Annotated in this window: 13 protein-coding genes and 1 pseudogene; 6 read left to right on the top strand and 8 right to left on the bottom strand. The window is 66.1% G+C overall.

The annotated features are described in order from the left end of the window. Positions 1-264 precede the first annotated feature (264 nt). Together G578_RS27235 and G578_RS30325 are read left to right on the top strand one after the other, a co-directional pair. Entirely contained in the window at positions 265-1,161 is an 897-nt protein-coding gene (locus G578_RS27235) for a hypothetical protein (protein ID WP_051245035.1), read from the top strand. Continuing rightward, positions 1,137-1,259 carry a hypothetical protein gene (locus G578_RS30325; protein WP_281169187.1) on the top strand — a complete coding sequence of 41 codons (123 nt, stop codon included), beginning with the start codon at positions 1,137-1,139 and terminating at the stop codon, positions 1,257-1,259. The genes G578_RS27235 and G578_RS30325 overlap by 25 nt, the downstream gene beginning before the upstream one ends. A 199-nt stretch (positions 1,260-1,458) precedes the next feature. On the opposite strand, the gene G578_RS0119555 is transcribed toward G578_RS30325, so the two are convergent. Then, positions 1,459-2,394, bottom strand: coding sequence for a LysR family transcriptional regulator (locus G578_RS0119555; RefSeq protein ID WP_281169186.1), 936 nt, complete (start codon positions 2,392-2,394; stop codon positions 1,459-1,461). A 29-nt stretch (positions 2,395-2,423) separates the two neighbouring features. Here G578_RS0119555 and G578_RS0119550 point away from each other — a divergent pair, with 29 nt between their 5' ends. The 3 genes and pseudogenes from G578_RS0119550 (at position 2,424) to G578_RS0119540 (ending at position 5,898) form a co-directional block, all read left to right on the top strand. Beyond that, entirely contained in the window at positions 2,424-3,209 is a 786-nt protein-coding gene (locus G578_RS0119550) for an SDR family oxidoreductase (protein ID WP_245565651.1), read from the top strand. Positions 3,210-3,236: 27 nt separating this feature from the next. After that, positions 3,237-3,548, top strand: a pseudogene (locus tag G578_RS27230) (Atu4866 domain-containing protein). Between the two features lie 307 nt (positions 3,549-3,855). Then, positions 3,856-5,898, top strand: a complete 2,043-nt coding sequence (locus tag G578_RS0119540) for a YgiQ family radical SAM protein (protein ID WP_084619070.1) — start codon at positions 3,856-3,858, stop codon at positions 5,896-5,898. Here the strand turns inward: G578_RS0119540 and G578_RS0119535 are convergent. Then, a complete protein-coding gene (locus G578_RS0119535) occupies positions 5,886-6,554 on the bottom strand; it encodes a 5-formyltetrahydrofolate cyclo-ligase (protein WP_028795673.1) in 669 nt (222 codons plus the stop codon). The genes G578_RS0119540 and G578_RS0119535 overlap by 13 nt on opposite strands. A gap of 34 nt (positions 6,555-6,588) precedes the next feature. Then, the gene (locus tag G578_RS28695) at positions 6,589-10,635 is read right to left on the bottom strand and encodes a chemotaxis protein CheB (protein WP_051245033.1); all 4,047 of its coding nucleotides are present in this window, start codon (positions 10,633-10,635) and stop codon (positions 6,589-6,591) included. Positions 10,636-10,825: 190 nt separating this feature from the next. Between G578_RS28695 and G578_RS27220 the strand changes: the two genes are divergently transcribed. Continuing rightward, positions 10,826-11,578, top strand: a complete 753-nt coding sequence (locus tag G578_RS27220) for a response regulator (protein ID WP_038015196.1) — start codon at positions 10,826-10,828, stop codon at positions 11,576-11,578. A 32-nt stretch (positions 11,579-11,610) separates the two neighbouring features. On the opposite strand, the gene G578_RS29670 is transcribed toward G578_RS27220, so the two are convergent. The 5 genes from G578_RS29670 to G578_RS0119500 all read right to left on the bottom strand — a co-directional run bounded on the left by G578_RS29670 (position 11,611) and on the right by G578_RS0119500 (position 18,127). Beyond that, on the bottom strand, positions 11,611-11,802 hold the full coding sequence (locus G578_RS29670; RefSeq protein WP_038015195.1) for a hypothetical protein: 192 nt from the start codon (positions 11,800-11,802) through the stop codon (positions 11,611-11,613). 301 nt (positions 11,803-12,103) lie between these two features. Beyond that, on the bottom strand, positions 12,104-13,684 hold the full coding sequence (locus G578_RS0119515) for a TRAP transporter large permease (RefSeq protein ID WP_028795672.1): 1,581 nt from the start codon (positions 13,682-13,684) through the stop codon (positions 12,104-12,106). A 12-nt stretch (positions 13,685-13,696) separates the two neighbouring features. Then, a complete protein-coding gene (locus G578_RS27210; protein ID WP_051245032.1) occupies positions 13,697-14,263 on the bottom strand; it encodes a TRAP transporter small permease subunit in 567 nt (188 codons plus the stop codon). A gap of 118 nt (positions 14,264-14,381) precedes the next feature. Continuing rightward, the gene (locus G578_RS0119505; protein ID WP_028795671.1) at positions 14,382-15,407 is read right to left on the bottom strand and encodes a TRAP transporter substrate-binding protein; all 1,026 of its coding nucleotides are present in this window, start codon (positions 15,405-15,407) and stop codon (positions 14,382-14,384) included. A 443-nt stretch (positions 15,408-15,850) separates the two neighbouring features. After that, positions 15,851-18,127, bottom strand: a complete 2,277-nt coding sequence (locus tag G578_RS0119500; RefSeq protein ID WP_028795670.1) for an adenosylcobalamin-dependent ribonucleoside-diphosphate reductase — start codon at positions 18,125-18,127, stop codon at positions 15,851-15,853. Between the last annotated feature and the right edge of the window lie 71 nt (positions 18,128-18,198).

Below are 18,198 nucleotides of genomic sequence, written 5' to 3'. Positions count from 1 at the left end.
TCATAAGACTGCAGACAATCGGACCGACCCGCAGTTTCACTGACGCCTGCGGGAACCGTTCAATCCGCCTGCTCGTTCCTCCGGCACTGAGATCCTGTCGGAAGGACAATCCTATGCATGGAATCATCTATCTCGTCGGCCTCGTCGTGATCGTGCTCGCGATCCTCTCGCTGCTCGGACTCGGCTGACGCCCGCCCGCCCCGGCCCGCGCCGCGGGTGAGGGGACGCCGCGGACATGCGGCAGGCTTACATATGGAGACGACAATGGCAGAGACGTTGCGTGCCGCGGAACCGGCGGCGGTCGTGCATTCCGATACTGGAGCGGCCGCCAGTCACATCGATTGGGCGGCGATTTTCGTGGGGGCTCTGCTGGCGACGGCGGTGTCCTTCGTCCTGAACGGCTTCGGCGCGGCGATCGGGCTGTCCGTGGTGTCGCCCTTCGGGGCGGATGGCATCGGCGGGACGGCCATGCTGATCGCGGTGGCGCTCTGGATGATCTGGGTGCTGGTCTCGAGCTACATGGCCGGCGCCTACGTCACCGGCCGGATGCGGCGGCGCGCGTTCGATGCCACCGAGCATGAGTCGGACGTGCGCGACGGCGTGCACGGGCTGGCGGTCTGGGCCCTGGGCGTTCTGTTCAGCGCCTTCCTGCTGGCCGCCACCGTCGATACCGCCGCGCGGACCGGCGCGCAGCTCGCCACGGCGGCCGGCGGCGCGGTCGCGGAGATGGCCGGCTCGGGCTACGAATACGAGCTGAACCAGCTTCTGCGCCCGGCCGAGCCCGGCCGGTTCTCCTCCCAGCCGGAAAGTCGGGCGGCAATCGTCGACGAGCTGCTGCCGATCGTCGAACGGTCGGTGGAGCGCGGTGAGATCTCCCAGCCGGACCGCGCCTATCTGGCCGGCGTGGTGGCCGCGCGGACGAGCCTCAGCGAGCAGGAAGCCATCCTGCGGGTGAACCAGATGGCCGCGACCGTGCAGGCCTCGGTCGAGGAGGCGAAGGACGCGGTTGAGACCGCCCGGGTCGCCTCGGTGCTGAGTGCCTTCGTGTTGGCGGCGGCCCTGCTGATCTCCGGCGCGGGGGCCTGGTGGGCCGCTGCCGTCGGCGGCACGCATCGCGATGACCAGACGGTCATCAAGTGGCTCTCCGGGCCGCGTCGCTGACGCCGCCCGCGATTGGAGGAGACATCATGCCCTACCTGATCCTGTGGCTGCTCGGCATGCCGCTGACCGTGGTCATCCTGCTGGCCCTGGTGCTGTAGACGCCGAGAAAGTCAGTCTGACGACAGTGGCGGGTTCCTTCGGGAGCCCGCCGCTTTTTTTGGACTGCGTCCATCGCCGACGACCCGTCGTCCCAACCGGGACCGCCCTCCAGAATCGCCCATCCGTCCGGTGAGGAAGTCAGAGCCAGGGAGGCGTCCGACCTGCGGCTCTTCCAGCGCTTGAAGCGCCGGGCATGACCTAGTCCTGCGAGGACGAGACGGGGTCCGCGGGCAAGATCGGTCGGCGCCAACGGCGGGTGTGTTCGACCAGGGCCCTCAGCTTCGGGGCCATGTTCAGACGCTGCGGGTAGTAGAGAAACAGCCCCGGGAACGGCGGCAGGAACTCCTCGAGCAGCGACACCAGCTCGCCGCGGTCGACGTAGGGTCGGAATGTATCGGCGGTCGCGAAGGTGATGCCGCCGCCGTTGAGGGCCATCCGCAGCATGAGCCACAGGTCGTTCGTGGTGACGTAGGGGTCGACGGCCACGTCGAAGGGAACGCCAGCCTCCTCGAATTCCCAGCGGTGCGGGGCGATGTTGGGCGCGCGGCGCCAGCCGATACAGCGATGATGGACCAGATCGCGGGGATGGGCCGGCGTATGATGGGCGGCGAGATAGCCGGGGGCCGCAACCACCGCCTCGCGCTGGTCGCCCGTCACCGGGACGGCGATCATGTCCATTTCGATCACTTCGCCCAGGCGAACACCGGCGTCGAAACCGGCGGCGACGATGTCGAACTCCTCGTCCGTCACCGTCACGTCGAGTTCCACCGCCGGATGGGCATTGGCGAACCCGACAAGGAACGGGCCCGACAGAAACTCTTCGGCGATCGAGGTCACGGCGAGTTTCAGCAGTCCGCTCGGCCGATCCGCGCCGCCGAGCCCTTCCAGCGCGACATCGATATCGGACATCGGCTGAGACAGGGCCGCGTAGAGCCGCTCGCCCGCTTCTGTCAGCCGTACCGATCGGGTGGTTCGCGTTACCAGGGTGATGCCAAGGCTGTCTTCGAGGCGTCGCACGCCCTGGCTTACGGCAGAGCGCGTGACACCCAGCCGGTCGGCCGCAGCGCGGAAGTTTTTCTCTTCGGCCACTGCGGCGAACAGGGGCAGGAGGTTCAGGTCGATTTTTATTGTCAAATGAAGCTAACCATAATGTCCATCAAGGCATGGATACCGCTAACCATCAAGAAGGTCCACCTCCGAGGCTTCACGCAATCACGGAGAAGACGATGGATAAGGTTGTTCTTGTTACCGGAGCGTCTGGCGGTATCGGCGAGGGCATTGCCCGTGAACTTGCCGCCCAAGGTGCGAAGGTGCTTCTGGGTGCGCGCCGGCTTGACCGCATTGAGGCTGTCTCGGACGCCATCTGTGGCGCCGGCGGCACGGCCCGGGCCCGGGTCCTGGATGTCACCGATCGTGAAACGATGTTCGCCTTCGCCGAAGCCGCGGTGGACCTTTGGGGCCGCATCGACGTGCTGGTGAACAACGCCGGAATCATGCCGTTATCGCCGCTTTCCGCCGGAAAGCATGACGAATGGGAGCAGATGGTCGATGTGAACATCAAGGGCACGCTCTGGGGCATGGGGGCGGTGCTGCCCCACATGGAGAAGCAGGGCTTCGGACAGATCGTCAATATCGGCTCCATCGGCGCCCTGGCCGTGGTGCCGACGGCCTCGGTCTACTGCGCGACGAAATTCGCCGTCCGGGCCCTGTCGGACGGACTTCGGCAGGAGAGCGACACGATCCGGGTGACCTGCGTGAATCCGGGCGTCGTCGAGAGCGACCTCGCTTCCACCATCACTCATGAGGGGACCAAGGCATTGATGGATGCGTATCGCGCCATCGCCCTGCGGCCCTCGGACATCGCCCGGGCCGTGCGCCAGGTGATCGAGGCGCCGTATGGCGTCGACACGACTGAGATCACCATCCGACCCACCCGGTCGCCGCATTGATCCCAACCGAACGTACGGGAGACCGTAATGCAGAAAACTCTGACCACGCTCATGACTGTCGCCATGCTGGCACAACCGGTCGGCGCCGCCGGTACCGAGGCCGAGGCGAACCATCCGTATGTCGGGATGTGGGTTACCGAGGACGGACGGGTCCGCCACGAACTTCTGCCCAATGGCCGGTATGTGGAAGCCCGTGGGTCGCGCGAACGGGCCTATGAGGGCCGCTTTGAGGTGACCGGCGACCATATCGAGTACTAGGACGACACCGGATTCACGGCCGACGGCGATTTCATCGACGGCGTCCTGTACCACGGGGGGATGGTGCTTTTCCGGCGATAGGCCAGCCCGCCACCCCCAGCCCGCAACCCATCAAGAATCCGCGCCCCGCAGAGAGCCCCTCGCAGAGAGCCCCTCGCAGAGAGCCCCTCGCCGGGCGCGGCCGCCGCAGACAGGCAAGAAGGTCGCGAGTCGGCCCTCGATTTGCTAAACTGGAGCCTTGCAGGTACAACCCGCGCCAATTCCATCATACGAGGCTTTTGCCGTGAACGCCGTTGTCCCCCCCGCCCGGCCCCGCCAAGGCGCGCGGGAGATCTTCAAGTACAAGAAGTACTGGGCCCACCGTTTCGGGGTGGCGCCGTTCCTGCCGATGAGCCGGGACGAAATGGATCTGCTCGGCTGGGACAGCTGCGACGTCATCCTGGTGACCGGCGACGCCTATGTGGACCACCCGAGCTTCGGCATGGCCGTCATCGGCCGCACGCTGGAGGCGCACGGCTTCCGCGTCGGCATCATCGCCCAGCCCGACTGGACCAGTGCCGAGGCGTTCAAGGAACTGGGCCGGCCGAACCTCTATTTCGGGGTGACGGCGGGCAACATGGACAGCCTCGTCAACAACTACACCGCCGACAAGCGCATCCGCACCGACGACAACTACACGCCGGACGCCGCCCCCGGGAAGCGGCCGGACCGCGCCGTGCTGGTCTACTCCCAGCGCTGCCGCGAGGCGTTCCCGGACGCGCCGATCGTGCTCGGCGGCATCGAGGCGTCCCTGCGCCGGATCGCCCATTTCGACCATTGGAGCGAGAAGGTCCGCCGCTCGGTCCTGATCGACAGCAAGGCCGACGTGCTGCTCTACGGCAATGCCGAGCGCGCGATCATCGACGTCACCCACCGCATCGCCAAGGGCGACAACCCGCGCGACCTGTTCGACATCCGCGGCCTGGCGCTGGTCCGCAACGAGGCCGCCCCCGACTACCGCGAGATCGACATGACCTCGATCGACGACGCGCCGGAGCGGGCCGAGCGCGGCGACGAGGAGCAGGTGATCCGCCTGCCGTCCTACGAGACCGTGCGCGACGACAAGGAGGTCTACGCCCAGGCCTCCCGCATCCTGCATCTGGAGAGCAATCCGGGGAACGCGCGCCCGCTGGTGCAGCGCCACGGCGACCGCGACGTCTGGGTGACGCCGCCGCCGATCCCGCTGACCACCAAGGAGATGGACTGGGTCTTCGACCATCCCTACGCGCGGGCACCTCACCCCTTCTACGGCGATGCGCGGATCCCGGCCTGGGAGATGATCCGCTTCTCGGTGAACATCATGCGCGGCTGCTTCGGCGGCTGCACCTTCTGTTCGATCACCGAGCATGAGGGCCGGATCATCCAGTCGCGCAGCCAGGAGTCGATCGTCCGCGAGATCGAGGACATGCGCGACAAGGTGCCGGGATTCACCGGACAGGTCTCCGACCTCGGCGGGCCGACGGCGAACATGTACCGCATGGCCTGCAAGGACCCGGAGATCGAGAAGTCCTGCCGCCGGCTGTCCTGCGTGTACCCGACGATCTGCAAGAACCTGAACACCGACCACAAGCCGCTGATCGACCTGTACAGGGCAGCCCGCGGCACCGAGGGCGTGAAGAAGGTCTCGATCAGCTCCGGCCTGCGCTACGACCTCGCCGTGGAAAGCCCGGAATACGTCGAAGAGTTGGTGACCCACCACGTGGGCGGCTACCTGAAGATCGCGCCGGAGCATACCGAGGACGGTCCGCTCTCGCGGATGATGAAGCCGGGCATCGGCTCTTACGACAAGTTCAAGGAGATGTTCGACGCGGCGGCCGCCAAGGCGGGCAAGAAGTACTTCCTCATCCCGTACTTCATCGCCGCCCATCCCGGCTGCACCGACGAGGACATGATGAACCTCGCCCTGTGGCTGAAGAAGAACGGCTACCGGGCCGACCAGGTGCAGACGTTCACGCCGACGCCGATGGCGATGGCGACGGCCATGTACTATTCCGGCCGCAACCCGCTGAAGCCGGTCCGCCGTGCCGGGACCGAGCGGGTGGAGACGGCCAAGGGCCTGCGCCAGCGCCGCCTGCACAAGGCGTTTCTGCGTTACCACGACGCCGAGAACTGGCCGCTGCTGCGCGAGGCGCTGAAGGAGATGGGTCGCGAGGACCTGATCGGCAACGGCAAGCACCACCTGATCCCGCGCTGGCAGCCCGCCGGCACCGGCAAGGCCGGCGGCGAGGGCCGCCGACGCGCGGGAGGCCCGGCCAAGGCGGGGGCTCCGGCCGGCTGGAAGCTGCCGCACCGCCCGGCCGAGATGGACCGCGAGGGCGGCGGCCGTCCGGGCGGCCGGTCCCGTAACAAGGCCAAGCCGCAGGCCCAGCGTCGAGGGCGTCAGGCCACCTGAGGATTGCGGATCTTGCCGTCGTCCAGGATGACGGTATCCATGGGAACGTCCCACGGCATGGGAAAAATCGTGGGCATGCGAGAGAAGGCGTATCCGATGCCGACGATCTGCGGCCTCGGCTCGATCCGCACCAGCGTGCGGTCGTAATAGCCCCCGCCGTTGCCGAGCCGGTAGCTCTCCGCATCGACGCCGACGAGCGGCACGACGACGATCTCGGGCCTCGCGGCGTCGGTACCGTCGGGCACGGGGATGTCCCAGAGGCCCCGGACCATGCGGCATCCCGGCTCCCACCGGCGGAAGGTCAGCGGCGCGTCCCGGGTCTCGACCACCGGCAGCAGGACGCTGGCGCCGGCCTCATGGATCTCGCGCATCCAGGGCCGCAGGTCGGGCTCGCCGCGGATCGGCCAGTAGACGGCGACGGTACGGTCGGCGATCGGGCCCAGGGTTCGGCCCAGCCCTTCGGTAATGGCCCGGCCGCAGGCCTCGCGGTCGCCGACCGGCATGGCCCGGCGCAGGGCGTAGAGGCGTTCGCGTTCGGCCTTCCGGAAGCGGGCGACGTCGCGGGCGGTCTCGCAGTCCACCAAATGGCCATCGACCAGCCGATGGCCGAAGCAGGGATCCTCGCCACCGGGCGTCGATATCGGGTCATCAGCCATGGCCGCTCTCCTCACGATCGTCCGCGCCCACCATCTATTCAATCCCGTGTTCGATCGCCTCCAGCGGCAGGTCGAAGCGGCAGACCAGGCCGCTCGGCTTGAACGCGAGATCCACCGTCGCGCCGAGTTCGTACTCCACCAGATCGCGGATGACGCGGATACCGAAGCCGAATTCGCTCGGCTCGCGGACCGGCGGTCCGTCGATCTCGACCCAGTCGACGCAGATCCGGTCACCCCGGCTCTCGGTGCGCACCGAGATCAGCCCGCTCTCGGTCGACAGCGCGCCGTATTTCAGGCTGTTGGTGACCAGCTCGTGGATCGCCATGCCGAGGGTCTGTGCGGCCTGGGGATTGAGGCGGATGTCCTTGCCCTCGAACCGGACGCGGTCGACCATCTTGGCCGAGTAGGGGGCGCATTCCTCGACGATCCGCGTGCGCAGGCTGGCCCCGTCGAACTGGGCATGGCTGAGCATGGAATGGGTCCGGGCGAGCGACAGCAGCCGCTGGCGCAGGTTCGTCTTGAAGCTGGCGACATGCTCCTCCTTGTCCGCCAGGTTCACGATCGAGCCCATGACCGTGAGCATATTCTGCACCCGGTGGTCCAACTCGGCCAGAAGCGTGGCCAGCCGGGTGGCGCTCTGTTTCAGGTCGGTGATGTCATAGCTGAGGCCGATCAGGTGCGGGCCGTCCGCGCGCCCGATGAACATCTTGCCCTTGCTGACCAGCCAGCGTTCCCGGCCGGCAGTGTCGATGATCCGGAACTCGACGTCGAAGACCTCTCCGCGCTCGACCGCCTGGGTCTGTTCCCGCAGCACGAAGTCGCGGTCCTCGGGATGGATAAAGGAATGGAACTTCTCGACACTCGGCGGGATCGCACCCGGCTGCAGGCCGAGCATCGTGTAGAGCCGGTCGTCCCACTGGGCGAGGTCGCTGCGGGGATCCCAGTCCCAGGTGGCGATGCGGCCGGCCTCCAGCGCCAGGCGCAGTCGCTCCGAGTTCTCCAGGAGCTGCTGTTTGAAGGCGGCGTTCGTGATTACCCCATGCAGGACATTGGCGACCGCCTGGACGAAGGCGACGTCGTCGTCGGTGAACTGCTTGATGTCGGTCGCGTGCACGCCGAGCACGCCCCAGGGATCGGCTTCCGTCCCGATGAGCACGCTGATGCCGGACTTGACGCCGCTGCGGGTCAGCAGTTCGGGACCCTGGAAGCGGGTTTCGTTCGGCAGATCCGTGACGACGACCGGCTGGCGGGAGAGCAGGGTGTAGCCGCCCTGGCTGGTATTGCTGTCCGGCACGCTGGAAACGTTCACCTCCACATCCCGGAAACCGCGCTGTGCCACCAGCAGGAGATCGTGGTGCTCCGGGCGATGACGCAGGACCTTGGCCATGTCGCAGCCGAGGCCGTCCACCAGGCAGCGGGCGGCGGCGTCGAACAGGAAGGACAGCGGTGCGTCGGTCAGGCCGATGCGGCCGATATTGGCGACCGCGCGCTGCTGGCGTTCGCGCGTCCCCCGCAGCTCGGTCTCCCGGTACAGCTCGCTGATGTCGCCGTAGGTGATGAGCACGCCTTCGATCCGGCTGTCGGAGGTGCGGTAGGGCAAGACCTGACGATGGAACCACCGACCGTCGATGCTGCTCACATGGGCCGAGAGGGTGGCCAATGTCGTGACGCACCGTTCCACGTCTTCGTAGAGCGTCGGGTCGTTCACCCGCACCGACAGATCGGAGATCGGCCGGCCGATATCGGACTCCAGGATGCGCAGCAGGTCGGCGGCCGAGGGGGTGAACCGGCGGATCACCAGTGATTTGTCGAGAAACAGGACGGCGAGTTGCGTGCTGTTGATCAGGTTCGAGATGTCGTTGTTGACCCGCTCCAGCTCGCCGATCTTGCTCTCGAGCTGATTGTTCACCGTGGAGAGCTCTTCGTTCAGCGACTGCAGCTCTTCGCGGGAGGTCTCCAGTTCCTCGTTGGAGGACTGAAGCTCCTCGTTCGTCGACGTCACCTCCTCGTTGGAGGCGCGGAGCTCCTCGTTGGAGGCCTCGAGCTGCTCGACCGCCGCGGTCAGTTCGTCCCGGGTGATCTGCAGGTCGAATTCGAGCCGCTGGACCGCGGTCTGTTCGTCGGGTGCGACCTCGCTTGCCGGCTCGATCGGCCGCGGCTCGCCGATATCCTCCAGATACAGCAGGACCGCCCACTGGTCGCTCTGCAGGCGCACCGGTTCCGCGGTGATCCGAACCGTGAGCTCCCGGCCGCTGCGGCGCACCCGATGGGCCGTCATGGTCTGCACCTCGCAGGTCTCGAAGGCCTGCTTCAGGGCCACCCGCATCCGGGTGCGCAGCCCGTCCAGGGCCATCAGCGTCACATCGCGGGTCGGCTCGCCCGGCGGAAAGTCGAGATAGTCGCGCACCGGCCCGTGGAAATAGATCGCGTCGTTGCGCTGGTTCACCAGGATGCTGGCTGGAACGAACCGCGAGATCATCGCGTTCTTGGCCAGATCGATGGAGGAGTGTCGGTAGCTCTGCATGCGCGCGGACGCCCGGTTGTCGGAACTTCGGACACCACCTTGGACGTCCGACAGGGTATGGGGAAGGGTCACTCGCTCACTATGTTTTTCGCCGATGCACCGGTAGAGCCGCCATTCCTTCGACAGGGTCGTGTAGAACCGAGCCTGCTTTCCGACGGTCTCGGAACTCCCGAGGAACAGGTGGCCGCCCTGTTTCAGCGCGAAGTGGAACATCCGCAGGATCCGGCTCTGGACCTCGGCGTCGAGATAGATCATCACGTTGCGGCAGATAATCAGGTCGAGCTTCGAGAACGGCGGGTCGCTGATCAGGTCCTGACGGGCGAAGAGGATGAGATCGCGGAGCCGCTTGCCCAGCACGTACCGGCCGTTGTCTTCGATGAAGTGGCGCTGCAACCGCTCCGGTGTGACGTCATCGGCGATGCTGGCGGGAAAGTCGGCCTCGCGGGCCGTGTCGACCGCGCGCCGGTCGATATCGGTGGCGAAGATCTGGAAGCGGGGTTCCATGCCGCGGCGCTCGAACGCCTCGGCCAGAAGGATGGCGACCGATACCGCCTCCTCGCCGGTGGAGCAGCCGGCCACCCAGACCCGGACCGGCTGGTCGTCGATGTGCCCGCCGATCATCGGTCGGATGACGGCTTCCGCCAGCAGATCCCAGGCCTCCGGATCGCGGAAGAACCGGGTGACCCCGATCAGCAGATCGCCGGCGAGACTGTGCACCTCCTCGCGGTCGTTGCGCAGCCGGTCCAGGTATTGCCGCATGGTCTGTACCTGCGCCAGCCCCATGCGCCGGCGGATGCGCCGGTTCAGGGTGGCCGGGCGATAGCTGCTGAAATCGTGATCGGTCTGGCTGCGCAGCAGGCCCAGCAACGCCTGAAAGGCCGCCGGTTCCTCCTCGCTGACCTTTCCGGTTGCTTCCGGTGCGGCGATGAACGGATGGCCGGCATAGCGTGCCAGTAGCCCCGGCATCTCGGCGATCGGCGCGACGAAGTCGGTCACGCCGGCGCCGATGGCGCTGCGCGGCATGCCGTCATAATCGGCGGTCTCCGGATCCTGGACCAGCGTCAGACCGCCCGTCGCCTTGATCTCCCGCAGACCTGCCGTCCCGTCGGAGCCGTTGCCGGTCAGGACGATGCCGACCGCCCGCTCGTGGAGCGTCTCGGCGAGCGAGCGGAAGCAATAGTCGATCGGCATCCGGACGCCGCGCGGCGCGACCGGACGCTCGAGCATGATGGTGAGGTCGACCACGCGCAGATAGCAGTTGGACGGAATGACGTACACCGTGCCCGGGGCGATCCGCATGTCGTCCGCCGCGCTGCGGACCGGCATCCGGCTGTGCCGGTCCAGCAGGTCCGCCATCACGCTCTCGTGGTTCGGGTCCAGATGCTGGATCAGCAGAAAGGCCATCCCGCTGCTCTCGGGCACCGCTTCCAGGAACCGGCGGAACGCGTCCAGTCCGCCGGCCGACGCGCCGACTGCCACGATCGGGAACGGCGCGTCGGCGGCGGGACCGCCGTCGTCGTCGTGCCGGGGCGGAGGGGCGTCCTGATCGTCGGGCATGCGGCCGACCTCGGCTCGGTGATCTTCGGACTCGGCGACGGCCTATGCTGTCGGTGGCGGCGGTTGAGTCGGTATCTTTGAGTTGTAACAGGCCGCACTTGCAGCGCACAGTCCTGCAAATCGGGATTGGAACCGCCGTCCAGATCGCGCGTTAAATACCGATGGGGAACCGCTTTCAGGAATCTCGCAGATGTCTAACGAGCAGGCCGAACTGAGACATCATGCCCGGGTCATGCTCTGGGACCGCGATGTCGGCGACGAGTTGTTCCGGCTCGCCGCCGATCGCGCTTTCCAGGGCACGTCGATCCCGGACAACCAGCGTATGGACGCGTTCAAGCGGTTCTACGAGGCCTGGCGCGAGGGAGTGTCGACGGTTGGCGCGCCCCTGTTCACCGACGCCGCGCTTTTCAGCGCGCTACCCGGCCCCGACAACGTACCCCGCCAGGTGCTCATGCTGGTGGATTTCGCCGGATTCCCGCTGGATCAGGCGGCCGAGATCATGGGCATAGACCGGTCGGTCGCGGAGAAGGCGCTGTCCATAGGCCGCACCCAGAACCGGCTCGATCCGGCCATGGGGTGTAAGGCTCTGATCATTGAGGACGAGTTCCTGATCGCGGAGGAGCTGAGCGCGCTGGCGAAGCAGGCGGGCATCGCGGAGGTCTATCTCGCCCGCACGGTCGAACAGGCGATCCTGCTGGCTCAGGAGCATCTGCCCGACATCATCTTCGCCGACTTTCGGTTGAAGGACGGCGAGACGGGCGTCGACGCCATCGAACCCCTGCGCGAGCTGTCCGGCGCGCCGGTCGGATTCGTGACCGCCTATCCGCACTCGGTTCTGAAGCACTCGGTGATTCCGCCGGATTTCCTGATCCAGAAGCCCTTCCGGCCGGAGGCGGTGACCGCCATCATCGGGCATTGGCTGGTCGAAAAGGAAATGGACTGATCGGCACGGCGAGCGCGCCCGGCAGACAGTCGTTAGTTCGTGAAGTTGTCGCCGAGATCGAGGTCGCTCGCGTGCGTCAGGCCGATGCGCAGCAGTTCGCGGATTGCGGCCGCCATTGAGGGTACACGGTTCTCGAACTGCCAGTCCTTCAACTGGTCGATCTCGGAGTCCGTCAGCATCACCTGCTGTCGGACGAGACGCTTCTCTCTTTGATTCTGGTTCACGTGTCCGTCTGACCTCTGTACGTCACCGCCCGCACCGTCGGTGAAGCTGCCACCGCAGCAAGTCTCGGGACAGGGCCGCGCTCCGTCCCTACTGAATCACTTTGATCGGCGGAAGTCGAATGGTCAATTGTCTCGCGCAGAGTAAGTGGGTGAATTCGCCGGAATGGTTGTATATATATTAAATTAATAATATTCCAATGATTGGAAAGACTTGCCGCTCGGCGGCGGTTCCGGCGGCAGCGTCTCCCGGACGACCGCCGCATACCGGTGTCTGCGGCGGTCGATGTCATTGTGACGGGGGCTACAGGAAGATCGTCGTGATCTCCGGCACCAGCAGGATCAGCGCCAGGATCATAAGCTGGATGCAGATGAAAGGCAGGAACCCACGGAAGATGTCGGTCAGCGAGATATGCGCCGGCGCGACGGACTTCAGATAGAATGCCGCGGGTCCGAAGGGAGGTGACAGGAAGCTGACCTGCATGTTCACGCAGAACAGGATGCCGAACCACACCTTCACCATGGTCATGCTGTCCAGCCCGCCGGTCAGGCCGAGCTCCTCCATCGGCATCTTCAGGACGATCGGCAGGAACACCGGCATGACCAGCAGGACGATCCCGGTCCAGTCCATGAAGGCGCCGAGGAACAGGAAGATCACCATCATCACCAGCAGCACGCCCATGGTCGGCAGGTCGTAGCCGAGGATCAGGTTGGCCACATAGGTCGGCCCGCCGGCGATGGTGTAGGCGCCGGCCAGCGCGGTGGCGCCGAAGGTCACCCAGATGATGGTGCCGGTCGACTTGAACGTCCGCATGGAGGCTTCCTGCAGGAGCTGGAAGGAGAACTCCCCGCGCAGGACGATGAGGACCAGCACGGCGATCGAGCCCATGCCGGCCGCCTCGGTGATGCCGGTGATGCCGCCGTAGATCGAGCCCAGCACGACGACGACGATCAGCAGCGGGGCGACCAGGCCCTTGCCCTTTTCCCAGGCATCCATCGCCTTCTCCCGGCCGACGACCAGGAGCAGATAGCCGAGGCAGGCGACCGCGATCGCCGCGGCGATGCCGAGGGACTGGGCGTCGATCAGCGTGGTCTCCTCGTCGATCGACCCGACGGCGTAGAGCACGGCCCCGCGCAGCACCACCAGAGCGGCGGCGCCGCCGACCATCATCGACAGCAGACTCAGGCCCATCGTGAGCTTCTCCGAGCCGGTCATGTCGTCGGGCGACGGCTCGGGCAGGGGTGCCTGCTCGGGATGCATGCGGGTGCGGATCAGGATGTAGACGATGTAGCAGCCGGCCAGGATGAAGCCCGGCAGGAAGGCCGCCTGAAACAGGGCGTGAATCGACGTCTCGGTGATCAGCCCGTAGAAGATCAGGACGATGGACGGCGGGATCATGGTGCCGAGCGAGCCCGACGCGCAGATCGTGCCGACCGCCAGGTTCTGGTCGTAGCCCAGGCGCAGCATCTGCGGCAGGGCGATCAGGCCGAGCAGCACGACCTCGCCGCCGATGATGCCGGACATCGCCGCCATGACGATGGCCATCACCGCGGTGACCACGGCGATGCCGCCGCGGGTACGCGACAGCCAGAGGTTCAGGGTCGAGTACATGTCGCGGGCGATGCCGGAGCGTTCAAGCAGCGTCGCCATGAAGATGAACAGCGGCACCGACACCAGCACGTAGTTGGTGGTAATGCCGTAGAGCCGCTGGGCCAGGATGTTCAGCGGGCCGGTGCCGAAGGTGCCGAACAGCAGGTCGGGGCCGAATTTCAGCACCATCACGACGACGGCGAGGAAGCCCGAGGCGAAGCCGAGCGGCATGCCGATCGCCAGGAGCGCCAGCATGCCGACCAGCAGGATCAGCGAGATTGTCCCGATATCCATGACGGCGCTTCCTCAGTCGGTCCGGGTGGTCGACGGATCGTTGCCGATATTCGGCATGTCCAGGTCGTCGGCCGGATCGTGGGATTGGGGTTCCTTGTTCCAGTCGAAGATCAGGTTCGAGATCGACTGCAGCGCCAGGAACACGAGGGTGATCAGGATCAGCGGCTTGATGGTGGCCGGGATCGGCGGGTCGAAGGCTGTGCCGAAGGTCTCCCATCGCAGGAACTTGGCCTTGGCCTCGCCGAAGCCGCCCCAGACGACGGCGATCGCGAAGATGACGACGCAGATCACCGACAGGGTGTCGAACAGCTGGCGCATCCATTTCGGCGCCATGTCGTAGAGGATGAAGATGCGAATATGGCTGCGTTGCTGCAGCGCGTAGAGCCCGGCGGTCAGATAGATGCCGCCGCCGACCCACAGGGACATCTCGTTGACCCAGAGCGTGGGGGCAAGGAAGACGTACCGCATCACCACTTCGTAGAAGATGATCGCGACGATGAAGGCTGGCGCCCACATCGCGATCCGACTGAAGCCCCACGTGAGCCAGTCCAGAGGACCGGTGCGCTCATGCTCGACCATTTCCGACTCCCTAGATCTCTCGGCGTCCCGCCGTGCCGCCCGGGAATGGTCCCGAGGGGGGCGACGGGCCGTCCGAAAGGGGGACGGCCCGTCGGATGATGTGCTCAGGCGGTCAGGATCACTCCTTAACCAGGCCGAGCTGACGCAGGTAGGTCAGGTGGCTTTCGACCAGGGCCTTGGCCTCCGGCGTCGTGGCGAAGTCCTTCCACGCGGACTGGGCGGCGTCGCGGAACTTCTGCAGATCCTCGTCCGACCAGGCGTACAGGGTCACGCCCTTCGACTTCAGGTCTGCGGCGGCCTCGGCGTTCTTCTTCTCGAAGGTCAGCGCGGTGCGCAGGGCCAGCGACTCCATGGCCACCGACATGATCCGGCGATGGCTCTCCGGCATGGCGTCCCACTTCGCCTTGTTGCAGGCGAGGTGGTCGGACGGCATGGAATGGAAGCCGGGATAGTTGGCATGCTTCACCAGGTCGTAGAGACCCAGGGACTGGTTGTTCGCCAGGCCCGAGGCGTCGGCGCCGTCGATGATACCGGACTCAAGCGCGGTGAAGATCTCGGTGAAGTCCATCACGATCGGCTTGGCGCCGAGATTCTCGAAGATCTTCGTCTCCATGCCCGGGGGCGAGCGGAACTTGAAGTCCTTCAGGTCGGCGGCGTTGCGGATCGGCTTGGACGAGGCCAGGGACTCCTGCCCGTAGACCCACCAGCCGACCAGCTGCATGTCGAACTTGTTGTAGAGCTTCTGGGCCGCGTCGAGACCGCCGCCGTAATATAGCCAGGAGAGCTGCTGATACGGGGTGGCATAGCCGCCCATGATGTCGCCGACGAACTGGAAGGCCGGGTTCTTGCCGGTCTGATAGGCGCCGCCGGTCATGTCGCAGTCAAGGATGCCCGTGGCCGCGGCGTCGAAGGTCTCCACCGACTTCACGACCGAGGACGAGTAGAACATCTCGATCTGGATCTCGCCGTTCGACATCGTCTGAACGTTATCGACATACTGGGCGGCGAGCTTGCCGGACACGGTCTCCGGGGCGTAGTGCGTCTGGATGCGCAGGGTCGTGGTCTGCGCCATGGCGGCGGTGCTGAGCCCGGCCGCCAGCAGAGCGGCCGACACTGCGGGTGCGAGTTTTCCGATCATTCTCATCATGTCCTCCCTATGGACTGCCGGACTTCCGGCTTCTTGATCCTGGCTTATCAGACAGGATTTGTTCCATCGGTGAGTTTACCTGCATTGGTTTTCAAACGATGCAGAATAACGCCTCACCCGACATGGGTCCGACTTTGTCGGGACCGTCTGTGAACGTCAAGTGATTGGGTGGTTGTATGACTAATTCAGATCGCTCGACCGGCGGCTTGCAGAGGCGGACATCGCCGTAGACGAAGCTTTAGGTCCCGGGCTCCGGGGGATTTCCGATGCTTACCCTGCCCGCAGTGCGCTGGGGGAGCGGAAGATCGACCCTGAGGTCAGACGTGAAGCGGGTTTGTACGATCTGAGATCTGGTTCCCGCGACCCGGCAATCGGCGGTGCGGCCTGTCGGCGGGAGCACCCCCGGCGCAGGGCCGGGGGCGGCGTTCAGATCGACGGCCTCAGCCGCACTTGGAATAGCCGCAGGCGGTGCAGAGGTCGCAGCCCTCCTGCTTCACCAGCGCGACCGAGCCGCAGCTCGGGCATTGCGCCGGGGCGCCGCCGATATTGATGACCTGCTTGACCACCTGCGGAGCCGCATTCTCGGAGTCCGGCGCCTTCAGGAAGCCGATGGCCAGCATGTGTTCCTCGATCACGTCGCCGATCGCCGCCAGCAGGGACGGCACATAGCGCCCCTTCACCCATTGCCCGCCGCGCGGATCGAACACCGCCTTCAGCTCGTCGACCACGAAGCTCACGTCGCCGCCGCGCCGGAACACCGCGCTGATCATGCGGGTCAGGGCCACGGTCCAGGCGAAATGCTCCATGTTCTTGGAGTTGATGAACACCTCGAACGGGCGGCGGCGGCCGTCCTGCTCGATGTCGTTCACGGTGATGTAGATCGCATGGTCGCTGTCGGCCCATTTGATCTTGTATGTCGCCCCCGGCAGGAAGGTCGGTCGGTCCAGCGGCTGCATCAGGTGGATGACCTCGGGATCCTCGGAGGTAACCGTTGCTGGAGCCGGTTGCTCGGGCTCCTCGCGCTTGGTCGCCAGGACCGAGCCGGTGATCAGGTTCGGCCGGTAGGTGGTGCAGCCCTTGCAGCCGCTGCGGTAGGCCTCGCGATAGACGTCCTTGAACGTCTCGAAGGCGATGTCCTCGGGCACGTTGATCGTCTTGGAGATCGAGCTGTCGACATACTTCTGCACGGCCGCCTGCATGACCACGTGGTCATGCGGGGTCAGGCTCTGGGCATCGACGAAGGCATCGGTCAGCTCCGCTGTCTCGCCCTTCAGGCGCCGGTACAGGCGGTAGGCGAAGTCGCTGACCTCCTCCACCTTCTTCGAGCCGTCCGGCATCAGCACCGTGCGGTCGTAGGTGAAGCTGAACACCGGCTCCAGCCCGCTGGACACGTTGTCGGCCAGCAGGGAGATGGTCCCGGTCGGCGCGATGGAGGTGACCAGGGCGTTGCGGATGCCGTGCTTGGCGATCCCCGCCTTCAGGTCGTCGTCCAGCTCGGCGATGCTCTCGCCGGCCAGATAGGCGTCGCGGTCGAACAGCGGGAAGGCGCCCTTCTCGGCGGCGAGGTCGATGGAGGCCTGGTAGGCGTGGCGGCGCACCGCGTCCATCCACTTCTCCACCGTCGCCACCGCTTCCGGCGAGCCGTAGCGCAGACCGCACATGATCAGCGCGTCGGCCAGCCCGGTGACGCCCAGGCCGATCCGCCGCTTGGCCAGCGCCTCGGCGCGCTGCTGCTCCAGCGGGAACAGGGAGACATCGACGACGTTGTCCATCATCCGCACGGCGAGCGGCACCGCCTCGGCCAGCGCCGCCTCGTCCAGGCAGGCATCCGGCTCGAAGGGATGGCGCACGAAGGTGGCCAGGTTCATCGAGCCGAGAAGGCAGGCGCCGTAGGGCGGCAGGGGCTGCTCGCCGCAGGGATTGGTCGCCGCGATGGTCTCGCAATAGTGCAGGTTGTTGCGCTGGTTGATCCGGTCGATGAAGATCACGCCCGGCTCCGCCACGTCGTATGTGGCGGTCATGATCCGGTCCCACAGGTCGCGGGCGCGGATCGTGCGGTAGACGGTCCCGTCGAACACGAGGTCCCAGTCGCCGTCGGTCTCCACCGCCTGCATGAAGGCGTCGGTCACCAGGACCGAGAGGTTGAACATGCGCAGCCGCACCGGATCGCGCTTCACCTCGATGAAGGCCTCGATGTCCGGGTGGTCGCAGCGCAGCGTCGCCATCATCGCACCACGGCGGGAGCCGGCGCTCATGATGGTGCGGCACATGGCGTCCCAGACATCCATGAACGACAGCGGGCCGGAGGCGTCGGCGCCCACGCCCTTCACCGGCGCGCCCTTGGGTCGGATCGTGGAGAAATCGTAGCCGATGCCGCCGCCCTGCTGCATGGTCAGGGCCGCTTCCTTCAGGGCGTCGAAGATGCCGCCCATGTTGTCGGGCACGGTGCCCATGACGAAGCAGTTGAACAGGGTGACCTGGCGCCCGGTTCCCGCGCCGGCGACGATGCGGCCGGCCGGCAGGAAGCGGAAACCTTCCAGCACCTCGCGGAAGCGCGCGGACCACTGGGCGCGTTCGCGCGGCTTCTCCGCCTGAGCCAGGGCATTCGCGACCCGCGTCCAGGTGTCCTCCATCGTCGCGTCGATGGCGGATCCGCCCTGTTTCAGGCGGTATTTCATGTCCCAGATCTGCGTACTGATGGGCGCGAGATCGTTCATCGAATCCTACATGTAGTGGTTCTAGCGCAAGCTACCCAGTGTATCTCGACATTCTTCGGCAGACAAGGAGT

Source organism: Thalassobaculum salexigens DSM 19539, assembly GCF_000423805.1.
Lineage (GTDB): Bacteria > Pseudomonadota > Alphaproteobacteria > Thalassobaculales > Thalassobaculaceae > Thalassobaculum > Thalassobaculum litoreum.
The sequence above is the reverse complement of the archived record's forward strand: the minus strand, read 5'-3'. Positions and strand labels throughout refer to the sequence as shown.

Coding starts and splice junctions, on each gene's coding strand:
- G578_RS27235 (WP_051245035.1), top strand. CDS start 265: ATGGCAGAGACGTTGCGTGCCGCGGAACCGGCGGCGGTCGTGCATTCC.
- G578_RS0119550 (WP_245565651.1), top strand. CDS start 2,424: ATGGATACCGCTAACCATCAAGAAGGTCCACCTCCGAGGCTTCACGCA.
- G578_RS0119540 (WP_084619070.1), top strand. CDS start 3,856: ATGAGCCGGGACGAAATGGATCTGCTCGGCTGGGACAGCTGCGACGTC.
- G578_RS0119535 (WP_028795673.1), bottom strand. CDS start 6,554: ATGGCTGATGACCCGATATCGACGCCCGGTGGCGAGGATCCCTGCTTC.
- G578_RS28695 (WP_051245033.1), bottom strand. CDS start 10,635: ATGCCCGACGATCAGGACGCCCCTCCGCCCCGGCACGACGACGACGGC.
- G578_RS27220 (WP_038015196.1), top strand. CDS start 10,826: ATGTCTAACGAGCAGGCCGAACTGAGACATCATGCCCGGGTCATGCTC.
- G578_RS0119515 (WP_028795672.1), bottom strand. CDS start 13,684: ATGGATATCGGGACAATCTCGCTGATCCTGCTGGTCGGCATGCTGGCG.
- G578_RS27210 (WP_051245032.1), bottom strand. CDS start 14,263: ATGGTCGAGCATGAGCGCACCGGTCCTCTGGACTGGCTCACGTGGGGC.
- G578_RS0119505 (WP_028795671.1), bottom strand. CDS start 15,407: ATGAGAATGATCGGAAAACTCGCACCCGCAGTGTCGGCCGCTCTGCTG.
- G578_RS0119500 (WP_028795670.1), bottom strand. CDS start 18,127: ATGAACGATCTCGCGCCCATCAGTACGCAGATCTGGGACATGAAATAC.